This window comes from Rhizobium sp. MHM7A (assembly GCF_005862215.1).
GTDB lineage: Bacteria > Pseudomonadota > Alphaproteobacteria > Rhizobiales > Rhizobiaceae > Rhizobium > Rhizobium bangladeshense.
Genome location: NZ_VCHT01000007.1, coordinates 284155 through 298279 on the forward strand (window position 1 = coordinate 284155; position 14125 = coordinate 298279).

The window sequence follows — 14125 nt, forward strand, 5'->3', positions numbered from 1 at the left end:
AAGCATCATGGATACCTTGACGCGCATACGCGCCTTCATCGATGTCGTCGAGGCCGAAGGCTTTTCCGCCGCCTCCAGGCGCACCGGCCGCTCGAAGGCGCTGCTGTCCAAATATGTGCGCGAACTGGAAGACGAGCTCGGCGCGCTGCTGCTCAACCGCACCACCCGGCAGTTCTCCATGACGGAGGCCGGCCACACCTATTATCGCAGCGCCTCGGATATTCTTAAGGAGATCGACAATCTTGCCGATCTCGTGCGCGAAAACAATGCACAGCTGAAGGGGCGGTTGCGCGTTTCCGTCCCCCGCACCTTCGTCGATGCGGACGTCGGTCAGTCGCTAATCGATTTCTCCAGCGAAAACCCGGACCTTTCGCTGGAGATCGCCGCCGACGACCGTTTCGTCGATCTAATCGAGGAAGGGTTCGACGTGGCGATTCGCATCAGCAAGCTCGAAGATTCCGGCATGATTGCCCGCAAGATTTCAGATTTCCGCGTCCATCTCTGCGCCACCCCGAATTTTCTCGAGCGCCATCCCGATCTGGAGCATCCGAGCGACATTTCCAATCTTCCCTTTATCGTCGATACCAATTCACGCACCCAGGGCAGCATCCGCTTCCACAATCCTGACAACACCACCTTTGCCGTCGCCGTCTCCGGGCCGATCGAGGTCAACAGTCCGCATGCGACATTACGCGCTGCACTCGCCGGCATCGGGATCGCCCTTATTCCCGATTTCATCGCCCGCAGGCCGATCGAGAGCGGCGAACTGGTGACGCTGTTTAATGATTACATTCCGACCGACCGCGGCATCTATGCCGTCTACCCGCACCGGCGCTACCTGCCGGCCAAGGTGAGAATCTTCGTCGATTACCTGCACAATTGGTTCAAGAAGCATCCGTGAGATTTGGATGGCACAGACCGGCCTGGCCGGACGATGGGATGATGCCGAACGCCATCAACCGACAAGCCGGTCCCAATTCCGTCCCAATTTCTCGTAAAAACTCGGTCGAGCGAATAGGGCAGCGGGACGCATGAACAAATCCATACCATTGATGACCGCGCTGCTTTCGCTGGCGCCGGCAGCGGCATTTGCACATCCGCACATCTTCGTGGAGGCGCGGCTCGAAGTCGTGGCCGGCGCTGACGGCAGCATCGAGGAACTGCGCAATGTCTGGCGCTTTGACGAGGTCTTCTCCTCCTCGGTCGTCATGGATTTCGACAAGAACACCGATCTGAAACTGGAGCCGAACGAACTCGCGCAGGTCGGCAACACGGTGAAGCAATCGCTTGCCGATTACGACTACTACATGAACCTGACGATCAACGGGAAGAGCGTCACCGTCCAACAGCCTGACGTCATCCATGTCGACTATAAGAACGGCCAGCTCCTGATGTTCTTTGCGGTCAAGCCTGTGGAAAAGATGCCGCTCAGGGGCAGGCTTACGTTCGGCGTCTACGATCCGACGCTCTATACGTCGATCGATTTTCCCACAGACAACGAGCTGGCAACGGTCGGCGATGGCTTGAAGGCCTGCAAACACCAGGTGGTAAGGCCGGATGCCGACGAGGTGATCTCGCAAAACAAGCAGTCGCTGACGGACGCCTTCTTCAGCGACCCCACCGGCACCAACATGTCTAAACTCTTCGCCACCCGGCTGGAGCTCACATGCTGATAAGACGCCCGTCCCTCATCTTTACCGCAGCACTCCTCACGCTCCTGATGGCTGCAAGCCTCGCCCATGCGCAATCGCCGCTCGGCATCGGCACGGCCGAACCAAGTTTTCAACCCACGGGTGGGCCTTTCGCGCCGCTTTTGCTCTACGTGAACTATGAACAGCAGGCCTTCTATCGGGCGCTGACGGGTGCATTGAAGGGCATGCGGGAGGATCCGTGGCAGCTGACATCGCTGGTCGGCCTATCCTTCGCCTACGGCGTCTTCCATGCCGCCGGCCCCGGACACGGCAAGGCGGTCATCTCCTCCTACATGATCGCCAATGAGGTTGAACTGAAGCGTGGCGTGGTGATTTCCTTCATTTCGGCTTTCATCCAGGGCGTCGTCGCCGTGGCGCTGGTCGGCGGCGCCTGGCTGGTTTTGCGCGGCTCCGGCATTACGCTGACGACAGCCACTCACGCCATGGAAATTGCAAGCTTCGTCATGGTCATCCTCTTCGGCGGCTGGCTGCTGTTCCGCAAACTGCGCTCGATGGCAAGCAACCTGCCGCGCCGCCGGCTGGTGGCGACGTCGGCCGGTCCGGTTTCCATGATGCTCGATTGGAGGGATAATGCAGCCGAACGTCAACCCAAAGCTTTCAATGGCAAGGCGCAGGCCGTGGATGCCAGCCACAGCTTCGTTCCCGGCATGGTCTGCGAGACCTGCGGCAATACACATGTGCCTGATCCGGCCCTGCTCGCGGGCGACAGGTTCAGCGCTCGTGAGGCTTGGTCGGCGATCGTGGCCGTCGGCCTTCGTCCCTGCTCCGGGGCTTTGCTTGTCATGACTTTCTCGCTGCTGAACGGCCTCTATCTCGGCGGCGCGCTTTCGGTCGCCGCCATGTCGCTCGGCACGGCGATTACCGTTTCCGTGCTTGCCACACTTGCCGTCACCGCCAAAGGTGCGGCCGTCCGCCTCTCCGGGCGCGGTTCGGCGGCTTCGGTCTGGGTGGGCAACGCCATTGAAATCCTCGGCGCCTTGCTCGTCATCCTGATGGGCGTCCTGCTGCTCGGGGCTTCCCTGCAGGGATAGGCTATTTTCCTCTGCCGCGCTGGTAGCGCGCCCGCAGCCAGAAGACCGCAAAAAACGCCATGATCAGGCAGACACCGACGACAATCGCCAGCACCGGGGAGAAATTGCCGATCCATAGAACGATGGTCGGCAGAAAATAGAGGACAAGACCGGCGCCCAGAAGGATGACGGCGGCAGCGGTCGCCTGCGAGCGGCTTTCCGGGCTCACGCGAGCCTTTCCTTTTCCAGATCGGCACGAATATCCTGCAGGCGCCGGACCTGTTTGCCGGCCGCGTCGAAATTTTCGGGCGAAAGCCAGGCTTCGAAGGCCTGGTTGATCAGCGGCCATTCGGCGTCGATCATCGAGAACCAGGCGGTGTCGCGGTTGCGGTGCTTGGAAATCATGTGCTGGCGGAACACGCCTTCGAAGCTGAAGCCGTAGCGCAGAGCCGTCGTCTTGCTCGCTTCGTTCTTGTTGTCGCATTTCCATTCGTAGCGGCGGTAGCCGAGATCTTCGAAGACGTGCTTGGCCATCAGGTAGTGCGCCTCGGTGGACAGCGGCGAACGGCTCATGTCGGGACCATGGGCCACCCCGCCGATCTCGACGACGCCGTTTGCCGGGTCCGCGCGCATATAGTTCGCCATGCCGACAATCTTGCCGGTGGCGTTGTCGCGGAAGATATGGGTGAGCCAGTTGGACTTGGTGTGGACGGTTTCCAGCCAGTTGGCGAAATCCTCGATGCCAGTGAAGTCGTCCTGCGCGAAATAAAGAAGCAGCGGGTTGATGCCCATGCCCCCTAACCCCTTCCACAGCGCTTCGAGATGTTGCTCGCGGCGATAGGGCTCAACGGTAACGAAACGGCCCTTCAGTGTGACCGGCTTCGGCGCCGGGCAGCCCTTGAAATTTGCAAGATCGCGCATGTTCACTCCCCTTCTCGGCAGAGTGGATAGGCCAGCCGCCCGACAAAGGCAACCGGCCTAGATGTTACTGTGACAAGGTCGTCTTTGCGGACGACACCGTCGCCTCGATATGGTCGACCAATTGGTCGGCGAGGCCGAGACGGCCCGCAAGCAGATCGAGATAACCGCGCTCGGCGCGCGAATCCGGCTCGATGGTGAGCCGCGAAGCGGTGTAGAGTTCGACGCGCTGTTCTCCCGTCACCGCCGCAGCGACGATCGCGTCGATATCCGTCGGCGACGCGAGTTCGCGCTCGATGAAGGCTGCAGCCTCGCCACTGACATCGGCGGCCTTGATCTTGTCCATGATGAGGGCGCGTTCGGCGCCATCGATGTGGCCGTCGGCCTTGGCTGCGGCGATCATCGCGCGGATCAGCACCAGCACGAATTCGTTGCTGCCGGCAGGCGACGCCGGCCCGAAGCCGGAGTCAACAGGCGGCGGCAGGAGAACCGGGTTGTTTGCCGACGGCGCATCCGACGGGGCCGCGGGGGCTTGGCCCGCCTGGTAATTCTTATAGGCCTGATAACCAAGGCCGGCTATGGCGGCAAGACCGCCGATCGCCAGTGCATTGCCGGCAATGCTGCGGCCGGTCTTGGTGCCGAGAAGCACGGCTGCGATCGCACCGCTCTTCATCGGATTGTTCTTTGCCGTCTGCATGGCCTCGCCCGCCCTGTCTCGGACCGAACCGCCGACACCCGGCACCTGCGAACCCAAGAACTGGTCGAGAAGCTTCTTTGCGTCGAACATTCCTCGTCATCTCCTGTTTGAGGCTGGAGGAGAACATAGGTTTGCGACGGCTGAAATACAAATACTGCGCGTGATGATCGCGCCTGGCGCTCATCCCAGCCCTTGCGACCTCAGGCTTTCAGAGCCGCGGCCTCTGCTGCAAGTTTGGTGATCCCCGCCCAGTCGCCGGCTGCGACCAATTCCTTTGGCGCAACCCAGGAACCACCAACGCAGACGACGTTCGGCAACGTGAGATAATCTCGGGCGTTCTTCAGTGAAATGCTGCCTGTCGGGCAGAACAGTGTGCCGGCGAGCGGCGAAGAGAGCGCCTTGAGGTAAGCGGCACCACCGGCCTGCTCGGCCGGAAAGAACTTCAGCACCTGGTAGCCTTCTTCGCGCAACGCCATGACTTCGCTGGCAGTGGCAGCTCCGGGAAGCAACGGCACATCGGAATCTGCAGCGGCATCGAGCAGTTCCTGCGTCGTGCCCGGACTGACGATAAATTTCGAACCGGCCTCGACGGCCGCCTGCCAATGGGCGGCATTCAGGATCGTGCCGGCACCGACTTCGGCGCCCTCGACCTCGGCGGCGACGGCACGCACCGCCTCGAGTGCCGCCGGCGTGCGCATGGTGATTTCGATTGCTTTCAAGCCGCCTGCGACGAGCGCCCGGGCAAGCGGCACCGCCGATTTGGCATCGTCGACAATCAAGACGGGAACGACCGGCTGGAGTTTCAGGATGGAAAGGAGCTTCTCTGTTTTGTCGCCCATGGTCGCACAACCTCCTTGAAACGATTGAAAATTTGCATCCCGAATAACGTCCCCGCCGAACCTTGTCGAGCTAAAACCGAGTTGCCTGAGAAGAAGGGTATGAAATGCTTGGAAATTGGTCTACCGTGCAGCAATCGTCACAAAAGGTTCACTGACATGGCGAAAGAGATCGAGCGGAAATTTCTCGTACGCAGCGATGGATGGCGTTCCGCCGTCGAGACCAAGTCTGTCCTCAGGCAGGGTTACATCGCCTCGATGGACGACCGTTCCGTTCGGGTCCGTATCCTCGACGGCAGGAAAGCGAGACTGACGATCAAGATCGGCCGCAGCGCCATTACTCGCGACGAATTCGAATACGATATCCCCGTCGCCGATGCCGAAGAGCTGTTGCAGAACGCAATCGGCATCGTCATCGAGAAAACGCGCTACCGCGTTCCCCATGAGGGCTTCGTCTGGGAAGTTGACGTCTTTGCCGGCGAACATCGCGGACTGGTGATTGCCGAAGTGGAGATGGCGGCCGAAACCGACAAGCCAGCCCTGCCCCTCTGGCTCGGCCGCGAAGTGACCGGCGATTTCCGATATTCCAACCAGGCCCTTGCCACCGAATACGGGCACGACAGGCATGGCCTATCGCATTCGGCCTGACGCCGATTTCACCCAGGCATTCCGGGGCGTCGCGGCCGAGCAACTGGAAAGCGCCATCACCTTTCTCGAAGAGCGGCCGGACGGCGCGCACGAGGCGATCCATTCCTTCCGGAAAAACCTGAAACGATTGCGCTCGCTCTACCGGCTCGTCGCGCGCGAGGTGCCTCACTTTCAGAAGCAAGAAAATGCAAGGCTGCGCGATGCCGCGCGCTCGCTTTCGGCAATCCGGGACGCTGCCGCGCTCATCGGCACTGCGCAATATCTGCAGCATTCAGCCCGCGGCAAAGAGGAAAGCGAAGCCCTCGGCCGGATCGTCACCATTCTCGAGGGACGCCGTGACTGGATGGCGGAGGCCGAAAAGGGTCTGGAACAGCGGCTGATCGAAACCTCAGGCGTGCTGAAGGAGGCGATCACCGCTTTGGACGGGATCTCCTTCGATGGCAGCCACCGCAGGAATGCCCGTATGCTGGCGAAGAGCTGGCGCCGCACCGCCCGCAAGGCCAAGGCCGCGCTTGCCGGCTGCCACGGTGATGCATCGGCCGACAATTTCCATGATCTGCGCAAACGCACCTACGACTATCGGCTCTACCACGCTCTTTTGCGAGACATCTGGCCGGGCGCGATGAAGGCCAAGCGCGATGCTGCCAAGGAACTCGTCGAGGATCTCGGCCACATCCATGACCTAGTCGTGCTCTGCGAACTGGTCGAAGCCGAGCCGCAGCTCTTCACCCGCAACGACGATCTGGCGCACCTTCTCGACGCGATCATCTTCCGCCAGCAGGAAGACCGGCGGCAAGCCCTCGTCAAGGCCGAAGCCGTCTTCGCCGATGATCCCGACGAGGAATCGGAGCGTATCGAACTTCTCTGGCTGACCGTCGGGAACTGAGAGACGGCGCATCTGGAAATGTCGCCAGACCCCATTGACCTCAACCAATCTTGAGGTCCTAGCCTCCGGTAATCGACCAAAGGAACCTAGCCGCGAGGAAGAAATGTTTGCAGAAAATGCCGCGATGCCAAGTGTGCTCGGGCTCTACGAGACCCATCTGACGGTTGCGGGTCTCAAGACCTCCGTGGATTTCTACCGCGATGTCGTCGGACTGGAACCCGCGGCGTCGTTCGAGGAACGCAAGGTCGCCTTCCTCTGGGTGGACGACAGGAAGACTGGTATGCTCGGCCTCTGGGAAACCGGAACCGGCCCCCTGAAGATGCGGCTGCATATCGCTTTCCGCATGACTGTCGATGGTGTGCTGCAGGCGCCTGCCCGTCTCAAGGCAAAAGGCGTCGAACCTCTCGGCTTCACCGGCCAACCGGCAACCGAGCCGGTCGTTTTAGGCTGGATGCCGGCGCTGTCGATCTATTTCAAGGATCCGGATGGGCATTCGATCGAGTTCATCAGCATTCTCGACGATGCGCCCGATCGAAATTTCGGCGTGCAACCGCTTTCCGAATGGAAGGCAAAGCCGTGATCGGTCCCCGTCAGGGGCCGCCATCGGCGAAGGGAATTGCGCGGTCCGGTGATTTTCTGTATTTCCGGCGCATGACCGACAGCCAGACACACACCAGCCCGTTCCTAGTGGCGGCGCTCTACCATTTCGTTTCCCTGCCGCGCTTTGCAAGCCTGCAGGTTCCGCTGCAGGCGCTGTGCGAGGAGAACGGCGTCAAGGGAACGCTGCTTTTGGCGCATGAGGGCATCAACGGAACGATCGCGGGGCTGGATGCCGGCGTTCACGCCGTACTCGCCTTCCTGCATGCTCAGCCGGAATTTGCGGGCCTGGAGCACAAGGAAAGCCGCGCCTCGAAAATGCCTTTCCTGCGCATGAAGGTGAAGCTGAAGAAGGAAATCGTCACCATGGGCGTCGAAGACATCGACCCCAACAAGGTAGTCGGCACCTATGTGGCGCCCAAGGACTGGAACGCGCTGATCTCCGACCCCGATACGATCGTCATCGACACCCGCAACGATTATGAGACGGCGATCGGTACCTTTCGCGGCGCGCTCGACCCAAAGACGAAGACATTCCGCGAATTTCCGGATTGGGTGCGCCGGAATACCGGGCTGCACAACAAGCCGAAAGTCGCCATGTATTGCACTGGCGGCATACGCTGCGAGAAGGCCACAGCCTTCATGAAGGCTGAGGGTTTCGACGAGGTCTATCATCTGAAAGGCGGCATCCTGAAATATCTGGAGGAAGTGCCTCAGGAAGAAAGCCTCTGGGACGGCGCCTGCTTCGTATTCGATGAGCGTGTATCCGTCGAACACGGCCTGAAGGAAGGTGAGCACCGGCTATGCCACGCCTGCCGCAATCCGATCACCGCCGAGGAAATTGCCTCGCCGCTCTATGAGGAAGGCGTTTCCTGCAGCCACTGTTATCACACGCGCACAGAGGATGACCGGCTGCGCTACCGTCAGCGGCAGCATCAGATCGCTCTGGCAAAAAAACGTGGCCAGCGTCATATTGGCAGCTGAGCCTGTTTCTGTTGGACGAGCTTGCCGTCCAAGAATTCGCCGTCAGGCCGCGCCGAGGCGGCGCCGGGTTGACGGCTCCGCAGCACGAAGTTCGTTTAGCATCTCGGTAATCCGCTCGGCCGCCAGGGGCCTTCCGAACAAATAGCCCTGCAGGCAGTCGCAGCCGAACAGGCGCATGGCGACAGCCTGTCCCTCGGTCTCTATGCCTTCAGCCGTCACCGGGATATCGAGCGAGCGTGCGAGCGCCACCGTCGCCTGCAGCATTTCGCGCTGGCGTTTGTCCTCGTTGACGCCCATGACCAGCGAGCGGTCGATCTTGATGCGGTCGAAGCCGAACTGTCTGAGATAGCCGATCGAAGAGAAGCCGGAACCGAAGTCGTCGAGCGCTACCTTGACCCCCAGCCCCTTCAGCCGCTCGATCGACTGACGGGTACGCTGCGGGTTCTGGATCATATAGCCTTCGGTGATCTCGAGGGTGATGCGGCTGGGCTGGATCTCCGTCTGCTTCAACACGTAGCGCACATAATCGGTGAAGGCGGGATTTCGGAACTGGCCCGGCGAAACGTTGACCGAGACGTCCAGTTCCGGCCACTGCCTGGCCGTTTCGCAGGCCTTGCGCAGCACGAACAGGCCGAGCGATTCGATGAGGCCGCTGGTCTCGGCGATCGGAATGAACAGCTCGGGCGAAACCGGGCCATGGCCCGGACGGTTCCACCGCACCAGCGCCTCGACACCCGTCAGCTCATGCGAGGCCGCATCGACCAGCGGCTGGTAGACGAGTGTCAGGTCGCCGCCTTCAATGGCGATTCTGAGATCGAGCTCGAGCGCATTGCGCTGCTGCCGGTCCGCATCCATCGACGGATCGTAAAGCGTCATGCGCGCACGGCCCGCCTCCTTTGCCTTGTACATTGCAAGGTCGGAACGGCGCACCAGTTCCTCGCGATCAATTGCGCCGGCAGGCGACATGGCGATGCCGATGCTGGCGCCGACGACGACGACACGTCGACCGATTTCCAGCGGCTCGACGAGGAAATCGAGAATTTGCTCGGCAAGCTGCAGGGCGGCGGCATTCTCGCCGTCAGAGAGGAAGGCTATCGCAAATTCATCCCCGCCGATGCGGGCGAGAACCGCGCCCTGTGGGATCAACACCTTGAGCCCAGCCGCGACCGCGCGGATCAACTGATCACCGGTACCGTGTCCATAGCTGTCATTGACTTCCTTGAAGCCATCAAGGTCGAGATAGAGGAGCAGCACGTTGCGCTTGCTCTGGCGCGCTTCGAAGACGAAACGATCGACGGCGAGCCCGAGGCCGTCGCGATTGGAAAGGCCGCTCAGCCTGTCGCGCAGCGCCTCCTCCCGCGCGCTGTTTTCCTCCGCCTTCAGGCGTCGGCCAGCCAGCCAACCGATGACCAGCAGCACCACGAAGAAAAGCCCGACGAGACCGAGCGCCTGGATGACCATCGGCCGCACCTGCGCATAGGCAATATTGCCGGGCGAGCGCGAATTCCAGACGAGCTTGCCGATCGTGGCCCCCGCCGGATCGACGATCGGTACGAGATACTCGGCCTCGAAACTTGGCGACGCCAGCCTCAGACCGCCGATCACATAGGTCTCGCCGAGCCCTGCCACTCTGGCGTCATCGAGATGGCGGGCGAAAACAAGGTAGCGGTGCTGACCGGCAGGCACATCAAGCGCGCCAGATTTCTTCCGCACCAATGCCACGCCGACAGCGGCAATGCCGCGTTTGGTGCGAACGAAACCGACTGCCTGGGGAGTATCGGCGGGGCCGGCCGCCTTCACCGCGTCGAACAGTTTCCACAGCGAAGTCGCGAAGAAGTCCGCGGGCGGCTCCTCCATCGGTTTGCCGTCCCGATAGGCCATGATCGAATTCTTCGCATTATCGATAACGATCGCCATGTCGAAAAGCGAGCTGTTGACCGACATCTCGCCGTAGTTGCTGACCGTCCACGCCATGCCATCGGGCATATAGACGTTGGCGGCGGCATCGTCCCAGGCTGCATAATCGTCTAGCGTCGCACCGAGCTGATCCTCGAAGGTCTTCAACGCGCCGATTGTCGTTTCGCGCGAACGCTCGTCATCTAGGACATTGGCATTTTCAGCCACGCGCTCGATTGCCGTCAACACCATGATGGTGGCGACCGCGACGATGACGGCAAAGGAGAACAACACGCCCGTGACGGTGATGTGACGGCCTATTCCTGAACCCTTGCTCTGCAATTTTCCGAGTATTTGCATTCCGGCTCCCTGACCACCGGACTCTGCCAGCCAAGGGTTCAGAAACGTTTAAGCAACCGTCTGCTGCAGACGTCGGCCGTCTATTTTTTCGCCGTCGGCACGAGCTCAAAGCGAGCACCTGGGGTCGCCTGCCATCGAAGTCAGATGGCCTGCTGACCTGGCTTGTGATTGCCTTTCGGAAATTGCGCCGCGAGTTCGCGATACCATTTGCCGCTCTTCTTCACCGTGCGCAGCTGCGTCTCATAATTGACATGGACGAGACCAAAGCGCATGCGATAGCCTTCCGCCCATTCGAAATTGTCCATCAGGCTCCAGGCAAAATAGCCGCGCACGGGATAGCCGTCCTTGATGAGGTCGGCCACGGCATCGAGATGGCCGCCGAGATAGTCCAGACGCATCCTGTCGTCGACCTCGCCGTCGACAACATCGGTATTGTCGCATGCGCCGTTCTCGGTGATGTAGCATTCCGGCAGGTCGTAGCGGCGATAGAGGTCCTCGACCAGGAGCTTCAGGCCTGGCGCATAGATTTCCCAGCCGATGTCGGTCTTGACGTCGCTTGCCGGCGGCGCTCTCACCGTCCAAGGGAAATCGCCCTGGCGTTCGGCATCGTCGGCGACCCGCTCGGGCGTGTAGTAGTTCAAGCCCCACCAGTCGAGTTTCTGGCTGATCAGCGTCAGATCGCCGTCCTCGATCACCGGTATGCGGTCACCGAGCGCTTCGACGAATTGCTTCGGATATTCGCCCTTGAAGACAGGATCGAAGAAGGCGCCATTGTGGAACTGATGCGCGCGTTCGCCAGCGGCAAGATCGGCCGGGCTGTCGGAGCCGGGAATGATCGAGGCGGCGTTGAGCACCAGCCCGACCGGCACGTTCGGGGCTTCCGAACGGATCGCCTCGACACCGAGGCCGTGGGCAAGGTTCGTGTAATGCATGGCGTGAAGAGCGGCCTGCATATTGCGCTCGCCAGGGGCATGGATGCCGTAGAGGTGGCTCAGCCAGACGATGCACCAGGGCTCATTGAAAGTCGCGACCGCGTCGAGGCGATCGCCGAGGCGGTTCATGACAGTCTTGGCATAACGTTGAAAGGCATAAGCGGTGGAACGCGCCGTCCAGCCTCCATCGCCGGCGAGCAGCAGAGGCAGGTCCCAGTGGTAGAGCGTCGCAAAGGTCTTGATCCCTCGCGCCTTACAACCATCGACAAGACGGTCGTAGAAATCGAGGCCGGCCTCGTTCACCGGGCCTGCGCCCTCGGGGATGATGCGCGGCCAGGCGATGGAGAAACGATAGGCTTCGACGCCCATCTCTTTGATGAGATCCAGGTCCTGCTCAAGCCGGTTGTAGTGGTCGCAGGCAATGTCGCCGTTGTCGCGATTATGGACCCTGCCGGGCATATTGCAGAAAGCGTCCCAAATCGACGGCTTGCGCCCATCGGCCCTGCTGGCACCCTCGATCTGGAAAGCGGCGGTGGCGACGCCAAAGGTGAAATCGCCGGGAAAGCGGCCTGCAAGCGTCTTTGCATCGATCATCTGTAATCCCCGTCTCTCACTGTTTGGACTGACCCGTGGGCGGATTTAGCCAAGCCGCAATGCAAAGTACAGGTCTCCACAACGAAAAACTGCAACGTTGCAGTACGAAAGGCAGAGCAGCCATATGGCGCTGTTCCTCGCTCCCAATTGCCATGTTTTCCGCCCCGGCGCTCTCATAACGCGAATGTCAGCAGTCGTGATTTGCTGCCAGGCTCACCGTCGCTACACAGCGGAAGACATCGTAGAACATGAAAGGAATCCAATGCTGTCTTCGATCCACCTCTTGCAGCCCCATCTGCTGAGCCTGCTCCGTATCGTCTCGTCGCTCGTGCTTTTCAGTTATGGAACGCAGAAGATCCTGCACTTTCCGGCGGCGGCAAGCGTGCCGCCGATGGGCTCGCTCCCCTGGATCGCCGGGCTGATCGAACTCATCCTCGGCTTCCTCGTCCTGGTGGGATTCCAGACACGCATCGCAGCTTTCGTGCTCTCGGGGCTGATGGCCTTCGCCTATTTTATCGGCCATGCGGGGAAGAGCTTTTATCCCGCGCAGAACGGCGGCGTCGCTGCGATCCTGTTCTGCTTCGTGTTTCTCTATCTGGTGGCGGCAGGCGCCGGCCCACTCAGCGTCGACGGCCTCATGAAGCGCAACCACGCTACGGCCTGAGACATGATGATAAGCCGAGGCGACCCAAGGCCGCCTCGGCATTGCTCACGACTCCGCCCCACACCATCTGAGGCGCGGATCGTCAAAGCTTAGAGTTTCACCCAGGCGCCGTTTTTCTTGGACGAGGCAACGCAGGCCTCGACGAAGGCGACACCCTTCACGCCATCGTCGACGGTGGGATAGACCACCGCCTTATCGACTTCCTTGCCCTTCTTGCGGGCGTTGATCGCATGCGCGGCTTCCGTATAGATCGTCGCAAAAGCTTCGAGGTAACCTTCCGGATGCCCTGACGGCACGCGCGAAACGCGGCCGGCCGCAGCGCCTGCGCCGGCGCCGCCACGGGTGATCAGCCGCTTCGGCTCGCCGAATGGCGTGTACCAGAGGTAGTTCGGATCCTTCTGGGTCCATTCCAGTCCGCCCTTGGTGCCGTAGACGCGAACCATCAGGCCGTTCTCATGGCCCGGCGCCACCTGGCTGCACCAGAGCATGCCCTTGGCCGGCTTCTCCGAACCCTTCGCCTTGAAACGCAGCATGACATGGGCGTTGTCATCAAGCCGGCGACCGGGCACGAAACTGTCGAGATCGGCGGCAAGGCTGTCGAGCTCCAGGCCGGTGATGAAGGAGGCCAGATTATAGGCATGCGTGCCGATATCGCCTGTAGACCCGCCGACGCCGGACTGGGCCGGATCGGTGCGCCAGGCGGCCTGCTTTTGGCCGGTCTGCTCGACGGCTTCCGTCAACCAATCCTGCGGATATTCGGCCTGGACCACCCTGATATCGCCGAGTTCGCCGTTCGCGACCATCTCGCGCGCTTGACGGACCATCGGATAGCCGGTGTAATTATGTGTCAGCACGAAAAGCGCGCCGCTCTCGTCGGCCACCTTCTTCAGCTTCTTCGCATCGGCAAGGTTTGATGTCAGCGGCTTGTCGCAGATGACATGGATGCCGCGCTTCAAAAATTCCTTGGCCGCATCGTAGTGCACATGGTTCGGCGTGACGATCGCCACCGCCTCGATGCCGTTCTTCAGCTTCGCCTCGCGGATCGCCATCTCGCGGTAGCTGGAGTAGGTCCGCGACGGGTCGAGGCCAAGATCACGGCCAGACTGGACAGCCTTATCAGGCGTCGACGACAGCGCGCCGGCGATGAGATCGTATTGATCGTCAATCCGCGCCGCGATGCGGTGCACCGCACCGATGAATGCGCCGGCGCCGCCGCCCACCATGCCGAGCCGGATGCGCGGCTCACGGGTCTGTTCGGATGATGCTTCGATTGCCATTCTTGTACTCCTGAAATTTCTTGTTTGGAGATCAATCCCCTCTGCCCTGCCGGGCATCTCCCCACAATTCGGGAGAAAATCCGCGGCAGCGCCACAACAAGCCCCTCCCCTTTT

15 protein-coding genes are annotated in these 14125 nt (G+C 61.1%); 8 read left to right on the forward strand and 7 right to left on the reverse strand.

Features of this window, described 5'->3' with window-relative positions; all coding sequences use genetic code 11:
• Positions 1 to 7 precede the first annotated feature (7 nt).
• The 3 genes from FFR93_RS23285 (at position 8) to FFR93_RS23295 (ending at position 2743) form a co-directional block, all read left to right on the forward strand.
• Positions 8 to 901 carry a LysR family transcriptional regulator gene (locus FFR93_RS23285; RefSeq protein ID WP_064708668.1) on the forward strand — a complete coding sequence of 298 codons (894 nt, stop codon included), beginning with the start codon at positions 8 to 10 and terminating at the stop codon, positions 899 to 901.
• Between the two features lie 130 nt (positions 902 to 1031).
• Positions 1032 to 1673, forward strand: a complete 642-nt coding sequence (locus tag FFR93_RS23290; RefSeq protein WP_138394932.1) for a DUF1007 family protein — start codon at positions 1032 to 1034, stop codon at positions 1671 to 1673.
• Complete coding sequence (locus FFR93_RS23295) at positions 1667 to 2743, forward strand: nickel/cobalt transporter (protein ID WP_138394933.1); 1077 nt, start codon at positions 1667 to 1669, stop codon at positions 2741 to 2743. The genes FFR93_RS23290 and FFR93_RS23295 overlap by 7 nt, the downstream gene beginning before the upstream one ends.
• Position 2744: 1 nt before the next feature.
• Here FFR93_RS23295 and FFR93_RS23300 read toward each other — a convergent pair whose 3' ends face one another.
• From FFR93_RS23300 to FFR93_RS23315, 4 genes are all read right to left on the reverse strand, one after another.
• On the reverse strand, positions 2745 to 2951 hold the full coding sequence (locus FFR93_RS23300) for a hypothetical protein (RefSeq protein WP_138394934.1): 207 nt from the start codon (positions 2949 to 2951) through the stop codon (positions 2745 to 2747).
• Positions 2948 to 3643, reverse strand: a complete 696-nt coding sequence (locus FFR93_RS23305; RefSeq protein WP_064708888.1) for a GNAT family protein — start codon at positions 3641 to 3643, stop codon at positions 2948 to 2950. Before FFR93_RS23305 ends, FFR93_RS23300 begins: the two co-directional genes overlap by 4 nt.
• Positions 3644 to 3707: 64 nt before the next feature.
• Positions 3708 to 4427, reverse strand: a complete 720-nt coding sequence (locus tag FFR93_RS23310; RefSeq protein WP_138394935.1) for a tellurite resistance TerB family protein — start codon at positions 4425 to 4427, stop codon at positions 3708 to 3710.
• A gap of 110 nt (positions 4428 to 4537) precedes the next feature.
• Positions 4538 to 5176: a 2-dehydro-3-deoxy-phosphogluconate aldolase gene (locus FFR93_RS23315; RefSeq protein ID WP_138394936.1), complete on the reverse strand. Its 639-nt coding sequence runs from the start codon at positions 5174 to 5176 to the stop codon at positions 4538 to 4540.
• A 156-nt stretch (positions 5177 to 5332) separates the two neighbouring features.
• Here FFR93_RS23315 and FFR93_RS23320 point away from each other — a divergent pair, with 156 nt between their 5' ends.
• From FFR93_RS23320 to FFR93_RS23335, 4 genes are all read left to right on the forward strand, one after another.
• A complete protein-coding gene (locus FFR93_RS23320; RefSeq protein WP_064708662.1) occupies positions 5333 to 5821 on the forward strand; it encodes a CYTH domain-containing protein in 489 nt (162 codons plus the stop codon).
• Entirely contained in the window at positions 5799 to 6707 is a 909-nt protein-coding gene (locus FFR93_RS23325) for a CHAD domain-containing protein (RefSeq protein ID WP_138394937.1), read from the forward strand. The genes FFR93_RS23320 and FFR93_RS23325 overlap by 23 nt, the downstream gene beginning before the upstream one ends.
• A 103-nt stretch (positions 6708 to 6810) precedes the next feature.
• Positions 6811 to 7287: a VOC family protein gene (locus tag FFR93_RS23330; protein WP_138394938.1), complete on the forward strand. Its 477-nt coding sequence runs from the start codon at positions 6811 to 6813 to the stop codon at positions 7285 to 7287.
• A gap of 71 nt (positions 7288 to 7358) precedes the next feature.
• A complete protein-coding gene (locus tag FFR93_RS23335; RefSeq protein ID WP_138395002.1) occupies positions 7359 to 8288 on the forward strand; it encodes a rhodanese-related sulfurtransferase in 930 nt (309 codons plus the stop codon).
• 42 nt (positions 8289 to 8330) lie between these two features.
• Here the strand turns inward: FFR93_RS23335 and FFR93_RS23340 are convergent, their stop codons facing one another.
• Complete coding sequence (locus tag FFR93_RS23340) at positions 8331 to 10544, reverse strand: EAL domain-containing protein (protein ID WP_138394939.1); 2214 nt, start codon at positions 10542 to 10544, stop codon at positions 8331 to 8333.
• A gap of 140 nt (positions 10545 to 10684) precedes the next feature.
• Positions 10685 to 12070, reverse strand: a complete 1386-nt coding sequence (locus tag FFR93_RS23345; protein WP_138394940.1) for a GH1 family beta-glucosidase — start codon at positions 12068 to 12070, stop codon at positions 10685 to 10687.
• A gap of 262 nt (positions 12071 to 12332) precedes the next feature.
• Between FFR93_RS23345 and FFR93_RS23350 the strand changes: the two genes are divergently transcribed.
• The gene (locus tag FFR93_RS23350) at positions 12333 to 12734 is read left to right on the forward strand and encodes a DoxX family protein (protein ID WP_138394941.1); all 402 of its coding nucleotides are present in this window, start codon (positions 12333 to 12335) and stop codon (positions 12732 to 12734) included.
• A gap of 89 nt (positions 12735 to 12823) precedes the next feature.
• On the opposite strand, the gene FFR93_RS23355 is transcribed toward FFR93_RS23350, so the two are convergent.
• Positions 12824 to 14011 carry a Gfo/Idh/MocA family oxidoreductase gene (locus FFR93_RS23355; RefSeq protein WP_064708657.1) on the reverse strand — a complete coding sequence of 396 codons (1188 nt, stop codon included), beginning with the start codon at positions 14009 to 14011 and terminating at the stop codon, positions 12824 to 12826.
• Positions 14012 to 14125 lie beyond the last annotated feature (114 nt).

Excerpts from the sequence above, each read along its gene's own strand:
- FFR93_RS23325 (WP_138394937.1), top strand. The coding sequence starts at position 5,799 with ATGGCCTATCGCATTCGGCCTGACGCCGATTTCACCCAGGCATTCCGG.
- FFR93_RS23330 (WP_138394938.1), top strand. The coding sequence starts at position 6,811 with ATGTTTGCAGAAAATGCCGCGATGCCAAGTGTGCTCGGGCTCTACGAG.
- FFR93_RS23305 (WP_064708888.1), bottom strand. The coding sequence starts at position 3,643 with ATGCGCGATCTTGCAAATTTCAAGGGCTGCCCGGCGCCGAAGCCGGTC.
- FFR93_RS23315 (WP_138394936.1), bottom strand. The coding sequence starts at position 5,176 with ATGGGCGACAAAACAGAGAAGCTCCTTTCCATCCTGAAACTCCAGCCG.
- FFR93_RS23335 (WP_138395002.1), top strand. The coding sequence starts at position 7,359 with ATGACCGACAGCCAGACACACACCAGCCCGTTCCTAGTGGCGGCGCTC.
- FFR93_RS23355 (WP_064708657.1), bottom strand. The coding sequence starts at position 14,011 with ATGGCAATCGAAGCATCATCCGAACAGACCCGTGAGCCGCGCATCCGG.
- FFR93_RS23350 (WP_138394941.1), top strand. The coding sequence starts at position 12,333 with ATGCTGTCTTCGATCCACCTCTTGCAGCCCCATCTGCTGAGCCTGCTC.
- FFR93_RS23340 (WP_138394939.1), bottom strand. The coding sequence starts at position 10,544 with ATGCAAATACTCGGAAAATTGCAGAGCAAGGGTTCAGGAATAGGCCGT.
- FFR93_RS23320 (WP_064708662.1), top strand. The coding sequence starts at position 5,333 with ATGGCGAAAGAGATCGAGCGGAAATTTCTCGTACGCAGCGATGGATGG.
- FFR93_RS23285 (WP_064708668.1), top strand. The coding sequence starts at position 8 with ATGGATACCTTGACGCGCATACGCGCCTTCATCGATGTCGTCGAGGCC.
- FFR93_RS23310 (WP_138394935.1), bottom strand. The coding sequence starts at position 4,427 with ATGTTCGACGCAAAGAAGCTTCTCGACCAGTTCTTGGGTTCGCAGGTG.
- FFR93_RS23290 (WP_138394932.1), top strand. The coding sequence starts at position 1,032 with ATGAACAAATCCATACCATTGATGACCGCGCTGCTTTCGCTGGCGCCG.
- FFR93_RS23295 (WP_138394933.1), top strand. The coding sequence starts at position 1,667 with ATGCTGATAAGACGCCCGTCCCTCATCTTTACCGCAGCACTCCTCACG.
- FFR93_RS23345 (WP_138394940.1), bottom strand. The coding sequence starts at position 12,070 with ATGATCGATGCAAAGACGCTTGCAGGCCGCTTTCCCGGCGATTTCACC.